Origin of the sequence: Gluconobacter vitians (assembly GCF_015244565.1) — a bacterium.
Lineage (GTDB): Bacteria > Pseudomonadota > Alphaproteobacteria > Acetobacterales > Acetobacteraceae > Gluconobacter > Gluconobacter vitians.
Window position 1 is genome coordinate 122347 of record NZ_JABCQG010000003.1, and the last position, 16172, is coordinate 138518.

The 16172-nt window shown below is 61.9% G+C and carries 15 protein-coding genes and 1 pseudogene; 7 read left to right on the forward strand and 9 right to left on the reverse strand.

Annotated elements, in window-relative coordinates; all coding sequences use genetic code 11:
* Positions 1–23: 23 nt before the first annotated feature.
* From HKD24_RS03505 to HKD24_RS03520, 4 genes are all read right to left on the reverse strand, one after another.
* Positions 24–1484 carry a S41 family peptidase gene (locus HKD24_RS03505; RefSeq protein WP_194259024.1) on the reverse strand — a complete coding sequence of 487 codons (1461 nt, stop codon included), beginning with the start codon at positions 1482–1484 and terminating at the stop codon, positions 24–26.
* 130 nt (positions 1485–1614) lie between these two features.
* Positions 1615–2904 carry a murein hydrolase activator EnvC family protein gene (locus tag HKD24_RS03510; RefSeq protein WP_194259025.1) on the reverse strand — a complete coding sequence of 430 codons (1290 nt, stop codon included), beginning with the start codon at positions 2902–2904 and terminating at the stop codon, positions 1615–1617.
* A complete protein-coding gene (gene gpmI / locus HKD24_RS03515) occupies positions 2891–4423 on the reverse strand; it encodes a 2,3-bisphosphoglycerate-independent phosphoglycerate mutase (RefSeq protein WP_194259026.1) in 1533 nt (510 codons plus the stop codon). The genes HKD24_RS03510 and gpmI overlap by 14 nt, the downstream gene beginning before the upstream one ends.
* Positions 4424–4539: 116 nt before the next feature.
* Complete coding sequence (locus tag HKD24_RS03520) at positions 4540–4722, reverse strand: CsbD family protein (protein WP_322783270.1); 183 nt, start codon at positions 4720–4722, stop codon at positions 4540–4542.
* Positions 4723–4907: 185 nt separating this feature from the next.
* Here HKD24_RS03520 and msrB point away from each other — a divergent pair, with 185 nt between their 5' ends.
* The 3 genes from msrB (at position 4908) to HKD24_RS03535 (ending at position 6328) form a co-directional block, all read left to right on the forward strand.
* Complete coding sequence (gene msrB / locus HKD24_RS03525; RefSeq protein WP_194259028.1) at positions 4908–5324, forward strand: peptide-methionine (R)-S-oxide reductase MsrB; 417 nt, start codon at positions 4908–4910, stop codon at positions 5322–5324.
* Positions 5321–5959, forward strand: coding sequence for a uracil phosphoribosyltransferase (upp, locus tag HKD24_RS03530; protein ID WP_062509596.1), 639 nt, complete (start codon positions 5321–5323; stop codon positions 5957–5959). Before msrB ends, upp begins: the two co-directional genes overlap by 4 nt.
* Before the next feature lie 81 nt (positions 5960–6040).
* The gene (locus HKD24_RS03535; RefSeq protein ID WP_194259029.1) at positions 6041–6328 is read left to right on the forward strand and encodes a DUF1330 domain-containing protein; all 288 of its coding nucleotides are present in this window, start codon (positions 6041–6043) and stop codon (positions 6326–6328) included.
* A 3-nt stretch (positions 6329–6331) separates the two neighbouring features.
* Here HKD24_RS03535 and HKD24_RS03540 read toward each other — a convergent pair whose 3' ends face one another.
* Positions 6332–7558 carry a threonine ammonia-lyase gene (locus tag HKD24_RS03540; protein WP_194259030.1) on the reverse strand — a complete coding sequence of 409 codons (1227 nt, stop codon included), beginning with the start codon at positions 7556–7558 and terminating at the stop codon, positions 6332–6334.
* Positions 7558–8031 carry a transcription elongation factor GreA gene (gene greA, locus HKD24_RS03545; RefSeq protein WP_194259031.1) on the reverse strand — a complete coding sequence of 158 codons (474 nt, stop codon included), beginning with the start codon at positions 8029–8031 and terminating at the stop codon, positions 7558–7560. Before greA ends, HKD24_RS03540 begins: the two co-directional genes overlap by 1 nt.
* A 203-nt stretch (positions 8032–8234) precedes the next feature.
* Here greA and HKD24_RS03550 point away from each other — a divergent pair, with 203 nt between their 5' ends.
* Entirely contained in the window at positions 8235–8441 is a 207-nt protein-coding gene (locus HKD24_RS03550; RefSeq protein WP_194259032.1) for a helix-turn-helix domain-containing protein, read from the forward strand.
* 62 nt (positions 8442–8503) lie between these two features.
* Here the strand turns inward: HKD24_RS03550 and carB are convergent, their stop codons facing one another.
* Both carB and carA read right to left on the reverse strand, forming a co-directional pair.
* The gene (carB, locus tag HKD24_RS03555) at positions 8504–11758 is read right to left on the reverse strand and encodes a carbamoyl-phosphate synthase large subunit (protein ID WP_194259033.1); all 3255 of its coding nucleotides are present in this window, start codon (positions 11756–11758) and stop codon (positions 8504–8506) included.
* Positions 11759–11761: 3 nt separating this feature from the next.
* Positions 11762–13141, reverse strand: a complete 1380-nt coding sequence (gene carA / locus HKD24_RS03560) for a glutamine-hydrolyzing carbamoyl-phosphate synthase small subunit (protein WP_194259034.1) — start codon at positions 13139–13141, stop codon at positions 11762–11764.
* A gap of 261 nt (positions 13142–13402) precedes the next feature.
* Here carA and HKD24_RS03565 point away from each other — a divergent pair, with 261 nt between their 5' ends.
* A complete protein-coding gene (locus HKD24_RS03565) occupies positions 13403–13858 on the forward strand; it encodes a GatB/YqeY domain-containing protein (RefSeq protein WP_194259035.1) in 456 nt (151 codons plus the stop codon).
* A gap of 57 nt (positions 13859–13915) precedes the next feature.
* Here HKD24_RS03565 and HKD24_RS03570 read toward each other — a convergent pair whose 3' ends face one another.
* Positions 13916–14713 carry an AraC family transcriptional regulator gene (locus HKD24_RS03570; RefSeq protein WP_228124136.1) on the reverse strand — a complete coding sequence of 266 codons (798 nt, stop codon included), beginning with the start codon at positions 14711–14713 and terminating at the stop codon, positions 13916–13918.
* 97 nt (positions 14714–14810) lie between these two features.
* Here HKD24_RS03570 and HKD24_RS03575 point away from each other — a divergent pair.
* Both HKD24_RS03575 and HKD24_RS03580 read left to right on the forward strand, forming a co-directional pair.
* A pseudogene (locus HKD24_RS03575) lies at positions 14811–15707 on the forward strand (NAD(P)-dependent oxidoreductase); the annotation flags it as partial.
* Entirely contained in the window at positions 15708–16121 is a 414-nt protein-coding gene (locus tag HKD24_RS03580) for a nuclear transport factor 2 family protein (protein ID WP_194259037.1), read from the forward strand. It begins immediately after the preceding pseudogene.
* The last annotated feature ends 51 nt before the right edge of the window (positions 16122–16172 follow it).

Below are 16172 nucleotides of genomic sequence, written 5' to 3' on the forward strand. Positions count from 1 at the left end.
TCCGGGATGTCCTTTTTTGGTTTTTAGTGATGCGCTTCAGGCGGCTTGGGGGAGGCGGGAGGTGTGGAAGCCTTGACCTCGGTCGCAGGCGCAGTCGCCGGGGCCGGGTTCGAAAGCCCTGCCATGGCATTGATCACCTTGATCGCCTGCTGAAGCTGGAAATCGGTTGCAGGTTTTGTGGCATCGAATGCGGGCCAGCTGGCATCCGGCATCTTCGGAATGGACTTCGCGATCGGCGGAATGTCGGTGCGCGGCGTCTCGTTCGTCCGGTTGCCGCCGATATTCGTCAGGATATGGGACAGATCGGCCTCACGATAACCATAGGCATCGTCATCCTTGGTCTCAGCCACGGGAATATCAGGCGTAATGCCCAGGCCCTGGATGGAGCGCCCGGACGGCGTATAATAACGCGCTGTCGTCAGACGCACTGCTCCCTGATCACCGATGGGGATGAGAGTCTGGACCGAGCCTTTGCCGAAGGTCTTTTCGCCAAGGATGATGGCGCGGTGATGATCCTTCAGGGCGCCGGCCACGATTTCACTGGCCGAAGCCGAGCCACCATTCGTCAGGACGACGATCGGCAGGCCATTAGTGATGTCCGTGCCCTTTGCATCCCAGCGCTGGTTGTTCTCAGCATGACGGCCACGGATCGAGACGATTTCACCGTCCTTGATGAAGTCGTCCGAAACGGCAATGGCCTGATCGAGCTTGCCGCCCGGATTGGAGCGCAGGTCAAGGATGATGCCGGTCAGCTTGCCGCCTGGCGCCTTGGTGGCCTGAGCCTTGAGCTTGTCGAAGGCGGCATGCATGGCGCTTTCGAGATCATCATCGAACTCGGTCAGGCGGATATAGCCCGTGCTGCCATACAGCGCAGATTTCACGATCTGGACGTGCACGATCTCACGCGTCATGTCGAAGGTGAGCGTCTTGCCGGTCTTGGGGCGCACGATCGTCAGGCTGATTTTTGTGCCCGGATCACCACGCATTTTACGAACGGCCTGATCGAGCGTCAGGTCATCAATGCTCTTGTGGTCCACCATCGTGATGAAATCGCCGGGCTGGATGCCCGCGCGTGCAGCCGGGGTGCCGTCGATCGGGGAGACGACGCGGACGTGGCCCGATTCACCCTGAACCTGAAGACCCAGCCCGCCGAATTTGCCCGAAATCTCGGTCTGCATGTCGTGGAACTGGGCCGCGGTCATGTAGGACGAATGGGGATCGAGATTTCCGACCATTCCATCGAGCGCGTTATTGATCAGATCCTTGTCGGAGACGGGGTGGACATATTCCGCCTTCACTACGTCCATGACCGTTCCCAGCAGCGTCAGCAGACGGACGGTTTCCGCGCTGTTGTCATGGGAGATTTCACGGGCGAGGGCTGCGCCCGGAAAGTCGCCGGAGCCAGCAAGACGCAGGGCGCCCGGTCCGACGGCCAGTCCGGCCAGAAAGGCGGTGCCCAGCAACAGGCCACTGCGAAACTTCATGTGATCTCCATCCTCGGGAACGAAGGAACGTCCTGACCTGTCATTACCTGTTAAGGCAGGCTTAGCCGGTTCAGGTTGCCAAATTACTAAGAAATGATCCTACAAGGTCAGACGCGCTCGGCAAACCGGATCATAGGAACGGAGCAGGACTGACGACCTGCGTGCCATGCCGGAGCTGGACAAAAAGCATCCCGTCGGCCGCAGGCATCTGGCCGAGTGTGGCAGCTTTCCTGATGCTTTGGCCACCCGAAACATTCAGTTGTCCCAGTCCGGAAAGTACGAAGCGGTAATTCCGCCCGCAGTCCAGGATCAGCATCTGTCCGAAGGAGCGGAAGGGACCGGCAAATTCGACTCGGCCCGTGCAAGGGGCCTGTACGGGCGCGGAGGAGAGGGCCGCATAGGTGATGCCAGTTGCGGGACCAGCTTCCGTCGTCTGGCCCCAGCGGACGGAAACATGACCTGAGACGGGGGCATGGCCACTGCCGCTTGAGACGCCCTGTCCGGCCGAAGACAGGGCCTGGGCCTGCGACCGTGCATGGCGGGCGCGTTCGAGCTGGTGCTGCCGGGCCAGAGCAGCAGCTTCCTTTTCCAGTTCGGCGCGGGCCTGGGCTTCCTGCCGGACAAGCGTGTCGATTTCGGCGGACAGATCCGCTGCGGCCTGCATGGCGTCGGCAACGGCCTTGCGGGCTTTCTGGGCGCCCTGATCCGCGACGGCTTCCTGGCGTGCTGCAACTTTGGTCCGGGCTGCGGCTGCATTGCGCTCGCGGGTCTGCTGCGCAAGCAGGTCTGCGAGTTCTTTCTGTCGGTTGTCCAGATCGACACCGATGGCATGGAGTTCGTCTTCGCGGGACTGCAATGCCTGCGCCCGCTGCTGGGTCAGGCGCGAGAAACCACCAAGAACGGACAGTGCCGTTACGCTTTCGGACGCTGTTTCAGGCGAGGCCAGCAGTGCCGCATCCGGTGCGATGGATAGGCGGGCTGCGACGGGAAGCAGGGGCTGAAGCGCATCATTCTGGTGGCGAATATCTGCTTCAACAGTCGCCCGCTTGTCCATCAGTTCCGCAATATTGGCCTTGAGTGCAAGAATACGGCTCTGGGTCGTGTCCACGGCAGACTGTGCCGTATGGGTCTGGGCCGTGAAGGCAAGGGTGCGTGCGTTGTCCTGACGGGCTTTTGCTTCGGCCTGTGCCGAGGCGATCTGTTTTGCCTTCAGGACCGCAGCTTCATCCGCCTGCCGTTTTTCCAGAGCTCTGCGCGCGGCCTGGGCACGGGCGAGGGCTTTCTGTCCCTCGCTGGGCGCGGCGACCGCCGGTTTTTCTGTATGGCGGGTGTGATGATGGGACGCGTGATGCGCTGCCGCCCAGCCGGGCGACAGGACCAGAACGAGCGGCAGAAACGGCCGTAGATCAGGCGCTTTCAAGCAGGGAAACACCCGTCATGGCTTCAGGCTGTTTCACGCCCATCAGGGCCAGCATGGTGGGAGCCAGATCAGCCAGACGGCCGTCATGGATGGTCCGGCCGTCCGCATGTGCCAGAATGACAGGCACGACGTTCAGCGTGTGAGACGTGTGTGCACCGCCCGTCACGGGATCGCGCATGGTCTCGCAGTTGCCGTGATCCGCTGTGACAAGCAGGCTGCCGCCTGCCTTGACGATGGCGTCGTTGATGCGGCCCAGCCCCTGATCGACGGTCTCACAGGCCTTGATGGCGGCGGACAGGGAGCCGGTATGGCCGACCATGTCCGGATTGGCGAAGTTCAGCACGATCATGTCGAATTTGCCGCTTTCGATGGCGGCAACGGCCTTGTCCGTCAGCTCTGGGGCGGACATTTCGGGCTGCAGATCATAGGTCGCGACTTTGGGGGACGGGACCAGAATGCGCTCTTCGCCTTCGAACTGCACTTCGCGACCGCCATTCAGGAAGTAGGTGACGTGCGGGTATTTTTCCGTCTCCGCCATGCGAAGCTGTGTCTTGCCGGCTTTGGACACGACATCGCCCAGCAGGTCGTCAAGCGAGACCTTGGCAAACAGGACGCTCATATGTGGGGCCAGATGGTCGGAATAGCGCGACATGCCGCAGACGGACGCGAACTTCACTTTCCGGCCGCTGTCGTAATCCGCAAAATCGGGCAGGACGAGGACGTCCAGAAGCTGGCGGATGCGGTCTGCGCGGAAATTGCAGGCCAGGATGCCGTCGCCATCCTTCATGCCGGCATAGTCACCCAGAACGGTGGGGAGAACGAATTCATCCCCCTTGTCAGCGTCGTAGCTGGCCCTGAGGGCGGAAAGCGCATCCGGAGCGTGAGGGCCTTTCGCATCACGGATGGCATCGACCGCAAGAGCCACGCGTTCCCAGCGGCGGTCGCGGTCCATCGCATAATAGCGGCCGCTCAGAGTTGCGATTTTGACGCTGTCAGGCAAATCCTTGAGGAATTTGCCGATGAATTCCTTACCCGAACGCGGCGCAGTATCGCGGCCGTCACTGAAAATATGCACGGCAACCGGAACGCCGGCTTCGCTGACGATCTTCGCGAGTGCGACGACATGGTCCTGATGGGCATGGACGCCGCCGGGCGAGATCAGGCCCATGAGATGGCAGGTGCCGCCCGAAGCCTTCAGGGAGGCAATGAAGTCCAGAAGGACCGGGTTCTGTGCCAGCGAGCCATCACGGGCGCTGCGGGAAATGCGTGGCAGCTCCTGCATGACAACACGACCGGCGCCGATATTCAGATGGCCGACTTCGGAATTGCCCATCTGGCCGTCGGGCAGGCCAACGTCTTCACCTGACGTTTTCAGGAAGGCATGGGGACTGGTGGCCCAGAGATGGTCGAATGTCGGGATATTGGCGAGACGGACCGCATTGTCGGATTCATCCTCGCGCCAGCCGAAGCCGTCGAGAATGACGAGCATGACGGGGCGGGGGATCGGGGATGTGGACATGGGCTGTCTCCTGCCGGGAAGGAGGGATGGGACTGTTTCCCATCATGCCATCATTCCATACAAATGCGAACGCCCGCCATGAAGGCGGGCGCTGCATCGTGATCAGTGCGTCAGCGTCAGATCTTGTCGACGCCGCTCTTAACCGCGTCCTTGGCATCGCCGGTGGTCTGCTGGACCTTGCCCTTGATGTTCTGGGCCACGCCCTCACCTTCAAGTTTCTTGTCGTTGGTGACGTGACCGACTTCTTCCTTGACCTTGCCGATAGCCTGGTTGGCAACGCCTTTGATTTTGTCTTCCATGGAGCTCATGATCGCATCCTTTCGTCTTCAGGTGTGTTGACGATAACGGTCAGCGATGCGGCAGGTTGCGTCCTGACAGTTTAAGATGCGTGACAAAATACGGCGGCGCTTACATACATCCCCACAGAAGCCCTTTTACAGAAGCCCTGCCTGAAGACGTCCTCAAGATTTTCCGGAGAACCAGCATGACCCAGAGTTGCGGCCCGAACGGGCAGACCGGTGGCGGTTGCGGTGTTGGCCTGACACCGGAGCAGCGGCGTATCCTCCATGAACATGGAACGGAACGCCCCGGCTCCAGTCCTCTCAATGACGAGAAGCGTACGGGGATCTATGCCTGCGCGGCCTGCGGACGGGAGCTGTTTTCTTCGGATACGAAATATGACAGCGGAAGCGGCTGGCCGTCTTTCTTCCAGGCGCTGCCCGATGGTGTCGAAACCACACAGGACAGCCGCTATGGCATGGTCCGCACCGAGGTTCACTGTGCGAACTGCAAGGGGCATCTGGGGCATGTCTTCCCCGATGGGCCACCGCCCACGGGACTTCGTTACTGCATGAACGGTCTGGCGCTCGATTTCCGCCCGGCCGAAGGAGAAAAAGCATGAGTCAGGCGCTGCCGCCTATCGTTCTCGACCACCCGCTGGTGCGCCACAAGCTGACCCGTCTGCGTGACCGCAATACATCCACGGCCGGGTTCCGCCGCCTGACGCGCGAACTCAGCCTGCTGCTGGCCTATGAAGCCACACGCAACCTGTCACTGGTGCCGCGTCATATCGAGGCCCCGAGCGGCCCGATGGAAGGTGAGGAACTGGACGGCAAGAAGCTCTGCTTTGTCTCCATCCTGCGCGCCGGCAATGGTCTGCTGGACGGTATGCTGGATCTGGTGCCGTCCGCACGTGTCGGACATATCGGTCTGCGCCGCGATCATGAGACGCTGGAAGTCAGCGAGTACTACTTCAACATGCCAAGCGACGTTCCGGGCCGAACCTGCATCGTGCTTGATCCAATGCTGGCGACCGGACATTCCGCCGCTGCGGCCATCACCCGCGTGAAGGCGGCTGGTGCCAAGGATCCGGTTTTCGCCTGCCTGCTGGCCGTGCCGGAAGGGATCGCGCATGTGCAGGGACTGCATCCTGATGTGCAGATCGTAACCTGTTCCATCGACAGTCATCTGGACGAGCACGGCTATATCGTTCCGGGCCTCGGCGATGCGGGTGACCGTCTGTTCGGTACGCGCTGAGGCGTCGGCACACGCTCTTGTGTGCTGAAAGTTGCGGTGTTTTGTGGCGGGTATGGAGGCTCATCCTGAGGAGAGCATTCCATGCCTGCCTATGCCGTATTCATTCGTGAAAAACTGACCGATCCGGCCGAATTCCAGAAATATTCGGAATTGGTCGGTGAGACCTTCAAGGGCTTTCCGGCCAAGATCCTCGCAGCTTATGGCAAGCAGGAAAAACTCGAAGGCACTGAGCCTGATGGTGTCGTGATTATTGAGTTTCCGGACGCGGCTTCAGCCCGGGCCTGGTATGAAAGCCCGGCCTATCAGAAAGCCGCCGCGCATCGCTGGAAAGCCGGGCCCTATAACGTTGTTATCGTGGACGGTCTCTGAAAATCAGTCGCGCCGGACGATGTAATGCCGCGCCAGATCGGTCTCGATCTGGTGGGCATGTTCGGTGTCGCGGGCTTCCACCATCACCAGCAGTTCTGCCGTCTGAACGGAGGGGGACGCGAACAGGCGGTGATGGGAGACCTCGATGATGTTCCCGCCGTAATTGCCGATACGGGCCGAAATATCCGCCAGCATGCCCGGACGGTCGGGGATCTGGAAGATCAGACGCAGGATCCGTCCGTCCCGGAGGAGGGAGCGCAGGATCGTGTTGGCGAGGATGCGGGCGTTGATATTGCCGCCAGACAGGGGCAGGGCAACACGGCGTCCCTTGAACAGCTCCGGATAGGCCAGAACGGCTGCAAGGCCCGTGGCACCTGCACCTTCACAGACCTGCTTGGCCTTTTCGGCCAGTGTCGTAATGGCGCTTTCGACCTGAAGCTCGCTGACGACAAGGATCTTCGAGATCTTGTTGCGAAAGGCGTTCAGACAGTGATCGCCAAGCCTTGTGACGGCGATACCTTCGGCAATGGTCGAACCGCCCTGCGTCGGGCCGTCTTCCTGCGGATAATTTGACAGGGAGGCATAAGCCTCGACCTGGACGCCAATGACCTCGACATCCGGGCGAAGCGCCGCCATGACGGTCGCAAAACCACCGATCAGTCCGCCGCCGCCTACAGGGACGACGACCGTGTCGATATCCGGGGCATCCTGCAGAAGTTCAAGTGCGGCTGTCCCCTGACCGGCAATGACGGCCGGGTCATTGAACGGGTGGACGAGGACGCGGCCATCCTGCTTCTGCAACTCGGCAGCAGTCTCGCTGGCCTGCGCGAAATCGTCACCCGCGAGTACGACATTCGCGCCCCAGGCCTGCGTTGCCGCGACCTTGGTGGCCGGCGTGAAGCGCGGCATGACGATGGTGGCGTCAATGCCAAGAAGACTGGCCTGACGGGCCACACCCTGTGCGTGATTGCCTGCCGAGACGGTAATAACGCCGCGTGCCCGCTCTTCCGGCGTCAGAAGGGCCATCTTGTTGGCCGCTCCGCGCTCCTTGAAGGAGCCGATCGCCTGAAGGTTTTCGAGCTTGAGCGTAATCTCCGCGCCTGTCAGCCGGGAAAGGGCCGGGCAGGCGATGGTCGGTGTGCGGACCACCGTGGACGCGATGCGCTCATGGGCGCTCTCGATATCCGCGATGCTCACGACAGGGGTGGTGGACGCCAGGACGTCAGACATCAGCGATATGCGACCTTGAGGATTTCGTAGGTCCGGTCGCCGCCGGGGGCAGGGACGGAGACGGTATCACCGACATCCTTGCCGATCAGCGCCTTGGCCAGCGGAGACGAGATCGAGATCAGGCCCTGCTTGATGTCGGCCTCATGGACGCCCACGATCTGGTACAGGGATTCCTTGTCGGTTTCTTCGTCGATAAGTTCGATATGCGCGCCAAAACGGACGCGCGTTCCGGTCAGCGTCGAAGGATCGATCACCTCGGCATTGGAGATGATGCCTTCCAGCTCCAGAACGCGGCCTTCGATGAAGGACTGGCGGTCACGGGCGGCGTGGTACTCGGCGTTTTCGGACAGGTCACCGTGCTCGCGGGCTTCGGCGATGGCACGGATGACAGCAGGGCGGTCGACGCTCTTGAGGGTCCGCAGTTCGTCTTCGAGACGCTGTAGTCCCTTTGCGGTCATGGGGATCTTCTGCACTCTGAAATCCTCGGAAAAGCGTGACTGAAACTGTGATGAAGCCAGACAATCTAGGGTTTGCGGGGGTTTTTTGCAAGATGGGGCGGTTTTTATTATTGATATTCGATAATCGTCCTGTCTTGGATAACCGGCATGAATTTATCGAAAATCAATAACCTGCTCTTGCTTCTGCCACGTCAATCAGCGTGCCACGGAGAGGCGTGATGCCCGTTCGTGTCAGGCTGGATGATGTTCTCAGGAACCGGAACATGTCCCTGACGGAACTGTCGGAACGTGTCGGTCTGACGATGGCCAATCTGTCCATTCTCAAGACGGGTAAAGCCAGAGCAATCCGCTTTTCCACGCTTGAGGCGATCTGTCGCGTGCTGGACTGTCAGCCCGGAGACATTCTTGATCTGGCCCAGGACTGAAAAACCCCGGCGGAGAGGATCTCCACCGAGGTTTCTGTTGCTTCAGGCCCGGGACTGACGGGTCAGAATGCACCCTTGAAGTAGGACTGGAGCGGGGCAACGCCCAGATTGTCTTCCTTCATGACCGCAATGGCGTAGGTCGCGGCGCGAGCGCCTGCGATCGTCGTGTAATGCGGGATGCCCATGGTCAGTGCACTGCGACGGATCTCGTAGCTGTCCTGCGCGGCCTGACCGCCCTGTGAGGTGTTGATGACCATCTGCACGTCACCCGAGCGGATGGAATCCACGCAGTTCGGACGGCCCTGCATCACCTTGTTCACACGCTTTACGGGAATGTCTGCGGCTTCCAGCCGCGCTGCCGTGCCGCTCGTAGCAAGGATCGTGAAGCCCATGGCGACCAGCTTGCGGGCCAGCGGCTGGACATGCGCCTTGTCACTGTCGCGAACAGAGAGGAACACCGTACCCGAAAGTGGCAGCGTCACGCCGGCTGCAAGCTGCGACTTGGCAAAGGCGCGCTCGAAGCTGGAATCCAGCCCCATGACTTCACCCGTGGACCGCATTTCCGGACCAAGGATGGTGTCGGCATTGGCGAAGCGGTGGAACGGGAACACGGCTTCCTTGACCGCGACATGCGGAGAGACTGCACCACCATTAAGCTGGAACTCCGTCAGCTTCGCACCGGCCATGACGCGGGCGCCGATCTTGGCAACCGGAACACCGGTGGCCTTGGCGACGAACGGCACGGTCCGGGAAGCACGCGGGTTCACTTCGAGCACGAAGACTTCCTGATCCTTGATGGCGTACTGGACGTTCATCAGGCCACGGATGCCCAGTTCGCGGGCCATGGCTTCGGTCTGCGAGCGCAGTTCGGTCACGAGGGCCGGGGAGAGCGTGTAGGGCGGCAGGGAGCAGGCGGAGTCACCGGAATGGATGCCGGCTTCCTCGATGTGCTCCATGACGCCTGCGACATAGACGTTCTCACCGTCGCAGATGCAATCCACGTCCGCTTCGATCGCGTCGTTAAGATAGTGGTCGAGCAGGACGGGGCCGGTCGAGACTTCGGGGCCGGCAGCACGCAGGACTTCGTTGAGGTAACGCTTGAGGCCCGGCTTGTCATAGACGATTTCCATCGCACGGCCGCCCAGAACGTAGGACGGACGGGCGACGACCGGGTAGCCGACCTCTTCCGCGATTTTCTCGGCTTCCGCCGGGCTGCGGGCGATGCCGTTGCGCGGCTGGCGCAGGCCGAGCTTGCGGAGCATGGCCTGGAAGCGCTCGCGGTCTTCGGCACGGTCGATTGCATCGGCCGGGGTGCCCAGGAGCGGGATACCGGCTTCTTCAAGAGCGCGGGACAGCTTGAGCGGGGTCTGGCCGCCATACTGCACGATGCAGCCCAGAACCTTGCCGCCCTTGGCTTCGGTACGGATCAGGGCGATCACGTCCTCGGCGGTCAGGGGCTCGAAATACAGACGGTCCGAGGTGTCGTAATCGGTCGAGACCGTCTCGGGGTTGCAGTTGACCATGACCGTCTCGAAACCGGCTTCGCGTAGGGCGTAGGCGGCGTGAACACAGCAATAGTCGAACTCGATGCCCTGACCGATGCGGTTCGGGCCACCGCCGAGGATGACGATCTTGTCGCGGTTCGTCGGGCGGCTTTCGCAGTCCGGGGTGCCGAACCCGCCTTCATAGGTCGAGTACAGATAGGGCGTGTCGGAGGCGAATTCGGCGGCGCAGGTGTCGATCCGGCGGTAGACCGGCGTGACAGCCAGCTTCTCGCGCAGTTCTGCAACATCCGTGATGCTCTGGCCCGAGAGGCGGGCGAGCTGGGCGTCGGAGAAGCCCTGGGCCTTGAGGCGGCGCAGGTTGTAGGCGTCCTTCGGCAGGCCGTTCTTTTCGATCTCGCGCTCGGACGTCACGATGTCTTCGAGCTGGCGCAGGAACCAGGGCTCGAACTTGCAGGCTGCGTTGATCTGCTCGACGCTCAGCCCGGCGCGCAGGGCCTGCGCGGCCATCAGGATGCGCTCGGGACGCGGCTCGGCCAGAGCGGCGAGATAGGCGTTGTGCGAGCCGTCGCCGGGAGCTTCGACCGGGTCGAGGCCGGTGAGGCCCGTTTCCATCGAGCGCAGGCCCTTCTGGATGGCTTCGGCGAAGGAGCGGCCCACCGACATGGCTTCACCGACCGACTTCATGGATGTCGAGAGCAGCGCCGGCGAGCCGGGGAACTTCTCGAAGGTGAAGCGGGGGATCTTGGCGACGACGTAGTCGATCGTCGGCTCGAAGGAGGCCGGGGTTGTTTTGGTGATGTCGTTCTTGAGCTCGTCCAGCGTGTAGCCGACGGCCAGCTTGGCGGCGATCTTGGCGATCGGGAAGCCGGTGGCCTTCGAGGCCAGTGCGGAGGAACGCGACACACGCGGGTTCATCTCGATGACGACCAGACGGCCATCGGCAGGGTTGACGCCGAACTGCACGTTGGAGCCGCCGGTTTCGACGCCGATCTTGCGTAAGCACGCGATCGAGGCGTCCCGCATGCGCTGGTATTCCTTGTCGGTCAGCGTCAGGGCGGGAGCGACGGTGATGGAGTCACCGGTATGCACGCCCATCGGGTCGATGTTCTCGATGGAGCAGATGATGATGCAGTTATCCGCGGTGTCGCGAACCACTTCCATCTCATATTCTTTCCAGCCGAGAACGGACTCTTCGATCAGCACTTCGGTCGTGGGGGAGGCATCGAGGCCGCCCGTGACGATCTGGTCGAATTCCTCGCGGTTATAGGCGATGCCGCCGCCAGCGCCGCCCATGGTGAAGGACGGGCGGATGATGGCGGGCAGGCCGACATCGGCCAGTGCCGCGCGGGCTTCTTCGAGCGTATGGGCGATGGTGCTGCGGGGGCTTTCGATCCCGATCTCGTCCATGGCTTCGCGGAACTTCTGGCGGTCTTCCGCGCGGTCGATGACTTCCGCGTCCGCGCCGATCAGTTCCACATTGTGTTTTTTGAGGAAGCCGGACTTGTCGAGCGCCATGGCGGCGTTCAGGGCTGTCTGGCCACCCATCGTCGGCAGGACGGCGTCGGGCTTTTCCTTGAGGATGATGCGCTCGACGAATTCCGGGGTGATCGGCTCGATATAGGTCGCATCCGCCAGACCGGGGTCGGTCATGATGGTGGCCGGGTTCGAGTTGATTAGGATGACGCGATAGCCTTCCTCACGCAGGGCCTTGCAGGCCTGTGCGCCGGAATAGTCGAATTCGCAGGCCTGTCCAATGACGATCGGGCCAGCGCCGATGATCAGGATGGACGAGATGTCTGTCCGTTTTGGCATGGCTCAGGCTCCTGCTTTAGCGCGACGGTCCATGACCGCGACGAAACGCTCGAAAAGATAGAAACTGTCAGACGGGCCGGGGCTCGCCTCGGGGTGGTACTGGACGGAGAAGGCGTCCTTCGTGGTGGAGGCGATGCCTTCGTTGGAGCCATCGAACAGGCTCACATGCGTCACCTTCACATCAGCCGGAAGGGATTTTTCGTCCACCGCAAAGCCATGGTTCTGGCTGGTGATTTCCACGCGGCCGGTCTCGATGTCCTTGACCGGCTGGTTTGCGCCGCGATGGCCGCGCTCCAGCTTGTAGGTCTTGCCGCCCAAAGCCTGCGCGAGAAGCTGGTGACCGAGGCAGATGCCGAAGACGGGGACGTTCGCGTCCAGCACCGTGCGGATCGCGGGGACGGCATAGGTGCCGGTCGCGGCCGGATCGCCGGGGCCGTTAGAGAGGAACACGCCTTCGGGCTTGAGTTCCAGAATTTCTTCGGCGGTGGCCGTGGCGGGCAGGACGGTGACGTCACATCCGGCGGTCACGAGGCAGCGCAGGATGTTGTCCTTGGCGCCGTAATCCATGGCGACAACGCGGCGGCGGTTTTCGGTCCGGGCCGGGCGGGTGGTTTCCCACACGCCCTGTGTCCAGACGCGCTTGGGCTGGGTCACCTCTTTGGCGAGGTCCATGCCTTCGAGGCCGGGCCACTGGCGGGCGCGGTTCAGTAGGCTGTCCGTGTCGATACGGCCGTTTTCCGGGAAGGCGAGGATGGCGGTCTGCGGGCCGTTGTCGCGCAGGGTGCGTGTGATGGCGCGGGTGTCAATGCCGCTGATGCCGGCACGACCGTGATCGCGGAGCCATGCGGCGAAGGGCTCGTGGGAGCGCCAGCTTGCCGGGGCGGTAATGTCTTCCTTCACGACGGCGCCGAGGGCCGCCATCTTCGGGGCCTCGTTGTCATCGGCGTTCGTGCCGACATTGCCGATATGCGGGAAGGTGAAGGTCACGATCTGTCCGGCGAAGGACGGGTCGGTCAGGGTTTCCTGATAGCCGGTCATGCCGGTGGAGAAGCAGAGCTCACCGACGGCGCCTTCTGTATGGGCGCCGAAGCCGCGGCCCCACAGGACTGTCCCGTCTGCAAGGACAAGGGCGGCGTTGGCGCCGGGAGGGCAGGGATTGGACACGTCCGTCTCTCTTTCTTGTTCTTGTGGGGTTTCAGTCGTGGTGAGGTCTGCTGTCAGATCCTGAAGGGCGATTCCCGGTACGCGCAGCAGGGCTGGCCAGTGTTTGGTGGGGACCATGCGGGACTGGCGCCATTTGCGTACGGCTTCCAGTCCGACGCCGGCGAGAGCGGCGATTTCGTCCGCGCCTCCGGCTTTTTCGATGATTCTGTCGATGTCCATGGTCGCCCCGTTGCTGGCTGCCGGATGTCCTTCTGGAGCCTCTGAATACGGGATCGGAAACGGAATGGGAAGTTTTTTCCCACTGCACGTTCTGTATACCAGGAGCGGGTGGGAAGTTTTTTCCGAATGGCTCGTTTCGTGTGCTGGGAGGCTGCCGGATTGTTGCAATCCGGCTTTTGTGCGATTTTGCCGCCATTCACGGAAAGAGGGATGGCTCGCCGAGGGAGTTTCCTGCGGGCCGTCCAATGAAGGAGAACGGCGATGTCGCTTCGCAAGCAGATCATGGATGACCTCAAGACGGCAATGAAGGCCGGTCAGTCCGAGACGGTCGCGCAGATCCGCGGGATCACGGCCAAGATCAAGGATCTGGACGTTGCAGCCCGTGCCAAGACGGGCGAAGTGACGGATACGGATATCATTTCCGCCCTGCGCTCCATGATCAAGTCCCGTACGGAATCCGCCACGATGTATCGTGAGGGTGGCCGTCCGGAGCTGGCGGAAAAGGAAGAGGGCGAGATCGCGACGATCAAGTCCTACCTGCCGCCGGAGCTGGATGAAGCCACTCTGAAGGCCGGGATTGAAGACGCCGTGAAGAAGACGGAAGCGGCCGGCATGAAGGACATGGGCAAGGTCATGGCCGCGCTGAAGGAGCGTTTTGGCGCGGATCTGGATCCGGCGAAGGCCAGTGCGCTGGTGAAGGCGCATCTTTCGGCCTGATCCGTCGATCAAGTCGCACGATGAAAAGCCGCTCCTTCGGGGGCGGCTTTTCTGTTTTCAGGGTGTCCGGCAGAGCCTGGCGTAATCGCTGGGACGGTAGCCCGTGTTTTTATAGAAGGTCGTGGCGAAGGCGCCGAGGCTTTCATAACCGACGTCCAGTGCCACGCTGGCCACGCTTTCGCCGCGGGCCAGTTTTTCCTGTGCGTTCAGGATGCGCAGGCGTTGCCGCCATACGGAGAACGGCAGGCCCGTCTCAAGCGTGAAATGGCGGACGAAGGAGCGGAGCGACATGGCGGCGAGTTCGGCCCAGTCTTTCTGGTCACGGGAATCTGCCGGGTTGTCGCTCAGGGTGTTGGCAACGCGGCAGAGTTTCTCGCTTTGGGGGAAGGGCAGGGACACGGAGGCGCGGGGGGCGGTCAGGAATTCGTGCCAGAAGCATTCCGCGAGGCGGCTGATCTGGGCGTCCCATCGTGTTTCGTCGGCGTCGTGGGAGAGACGGTCCGCCAGAGCGGTGAGGAGACGTGTGCCGCCTGCGAGAAAGGGGTCTTTCGGGAGGCCGGAGCATTTTGCTGCGCTGACATACAGGCTCCAGCCTGCGACGGCGCCGTGGGAGCGGGCTTCGTGCGGAATATGGGGCGGGAGCCCGAGGCACTGGCCGGGGCCGATCAGCCAGTAGGCGTGCTCGGTACGGATGGCCATGACGCCGCTTTCAATACCGAAGATCTGGCCGCGTGCATGGGCGTGGCGTTCGGCGATCCGGCGCGTGTCCTGCTTTATGTGTCCGCCAAGCAGCCACGGCGTTTCGGCGTCTGGACGGTCTGCGGCGGCAGGGGTCATGAAGGAATTGGCGCACATGAGTCGAACTATGGCCTGAGAGCGTGAGAACGCCAAAATGACTTTCGTTAGAACTGTGGTGTCCGGGCGGGTTTGAAACCCTGAACGGAGTGTTCAGCGGGAGATCAGGATCATGAAAGTCGGCTTTGTGGGCCTTGGGGCCATGGGACATGCGATGGCGGAGCGTCTTCTCAAGGGAGGGCATGAGCTTGTCGTGACCAACAGGACGCGCGCGAAGGCGGATGATCTGGTGGCGCAGGGGGCTGTTTTTGCCGAAACACCTGCGGATGTGGCGCGGCAGGTGGAGGTCGTGTTCTCCATGCTGTTCGATGATGCGAGCACGGAAGAGACTGTTTTCGGAGAACACGGAATTGCAACGGCTCTGGCGCCGGGCGGCATTCATGCGTGCAGCAGTACGCTGTCCCTGGAGCAGGCGCGCCGTCTGCGGGACGGTCATGCGGAGCATGGGCAGGTCTATGTCAGTGCCAATGTGCTGGGGCGCCCGCCAGCCGCAAAGGCGGGTGAACTCTTCGTGGTGACGGCAGGCGCGGATGAGGCGCTGAAGCGTCTGCGGCCTTTGCTGGAGTGTTTTGGCTCAAAGCTTTTCGAAGTGGGGCAGGATCCGGTTCGGGCCAATCTGGCCAAGCTGTCTCTGAACTTCATGATCTATTCGACGATCGAGCAGATGGCGGAAGTTTTTGCGCTGAATGAAAAGGCCGGGACGGATCCGCATAAGATTTTCGAGATCATGACGGGCAGTTTCTACAACGCGCCGGTTCATAAGAATTACGGAAAGCTGATGGTCGATCATGAATACGACCATCCGGGCGCGCCGGTGACGCTGGGGCTCAAGGACATGGAGATGTTCCTCAAGGCGGGGGGTGAGCATGCTGTGCCGCTGCCTTACGCCTCGGTGGTGCGGGACCGGCTGCTGAGCGCGATCAGTGCCGGGGATGCCGAGCGGGATTTCGTCGTGCTGCTGGAGCGTGTGCGGCAGGATAGCGGGCTGAAATAGATGTCAGGACATATTGAAGCGTCCCGTCATGCTCCGGAAAGGATCATCCGGGACATGTTCGCCATGTTTACGGATTTCGGGTCCGATCTGGATGCGTTGACGGCATTCATGACGCCCGATTATCGGCAGCTTGTGGATGGGCGGGAGATGAATCTTGCGGATTTTCGGGCCCATGCGCTGGCTCTGCGGGACGGGCTTTCGTCTCTGGAAATCGAGATCCTGCATCTGGTCTGTGAGACGGATCGGGCGGCGACGGTTCATCTGGCTTCGGCGATCCGTCCTTGTGGGGCGCGGAGTGTGATCCGGGTGGTGGCGTTCTATCAGTTCCGTGACGGGCGGCTCTGTCTGGTGGATGAACTGACGCGTGTTCAGGAGGGCCATGAGGGCGATGATGCGCTCGGAAGCCTGCAATAGCGTGGGGCGGGTTTGACAGCGCGGCGGCGAGGCCCTCACTCTGAAATCCTG

Excerpts from the sequence above, each read along its gene's own strand:
- msrB (WP_194259028.1), top strand. The coding sequence starts at position 4,908 with ATGACCCAGAGTTGCGGCCCGAACGGGCAGACCGGTGGCGGTTGCGGT.
- HKD24_RS03535 (WP_194259029.1), top strand. The coding sequence starts at position 6,041 with ATGCCTGCCTATGCCGTATTCATTCGTGAAAAACTGACCGATCCGGCC.
- HKD24_RS03570 (WP_228124136.1), bottom strand. The coding sequence starts at position 14,713 with ATGTGCGCCAATTCCTTCATGACCCCTGCCGCCGCAGACCGTCCAGAC.
- HKD24_RS03565 (WP_194259035.1), top strand. The coding sequence starts at position 13,403 with ATGTCGCTTCGCAAGCAGATCATGGATGACCTCAAGACGGCAATGAAG.
- HKD24_RS03550 (WP_194259032.1), top strand. The coding sequence starts at position 8,235 with ATGCCCGTTCGTGTCAGGCTGGATGATGTTCTCAGGAACCGGAACATG.
- HKD24_RS03520 (WP_322783270.1), bottom strand. The coding sequence starts at position 4,722 with ATGGAAGACAAAATCAAAGGCGTTGCCAACCAGGCTATCGGCAAGGTC.
- HKD24_RS03540 (WP_194259030.1), bottom strand. The coding sequence starts at position 7,558 with ATGTCTGACGTCCTGGCGTCCACCACCCCTGTCGTGAGCATCGCGGAT.
- HKD24_RS03580 (WP_194259037.1), top strand. The coding sequence starts at position 15,708 with ATGTCAGGACATATTGAAGCGTCCCGTCATGCTCCGGAAAGGATCATC.
- upp (WP_062509596.1), top strand. The coding sequence starts at position 5,321 with ATGAGTCAGGCGCTGCCGCCTATCGTTCTCGACCACCCGCTGGTGCGC.
- gpmI (WP_194259026.1), bottom strand. The coding sequence starts at position 4,423 with ATGTCCACATCCCCGATCCCCCGCCCCGTCATGCTCGTCATTCTCGAC.
- carA (WP_194259034.1), bottom strand. The coding sequence starts at position 13,141 with ATGGACATCGACAGAATCATCGAAAAAGCCGGAGGCGCGGACGAAATC.
- carB (WP_194259033.1), bottom strand. The coding sequence starts at position 11,758 with ATGCCAAAACGGACAGACATCTCGTCCATCCTGATCATCGGCGCTGGC.
- HKD24_RS03505 (WP_194259024.1), bottom strand. The coding sequence starts at position 1,484 with ATGAAGTTTCGCAGTGGCCTGTTGCTGGGCACCGCCTTTCTGGCCGGA.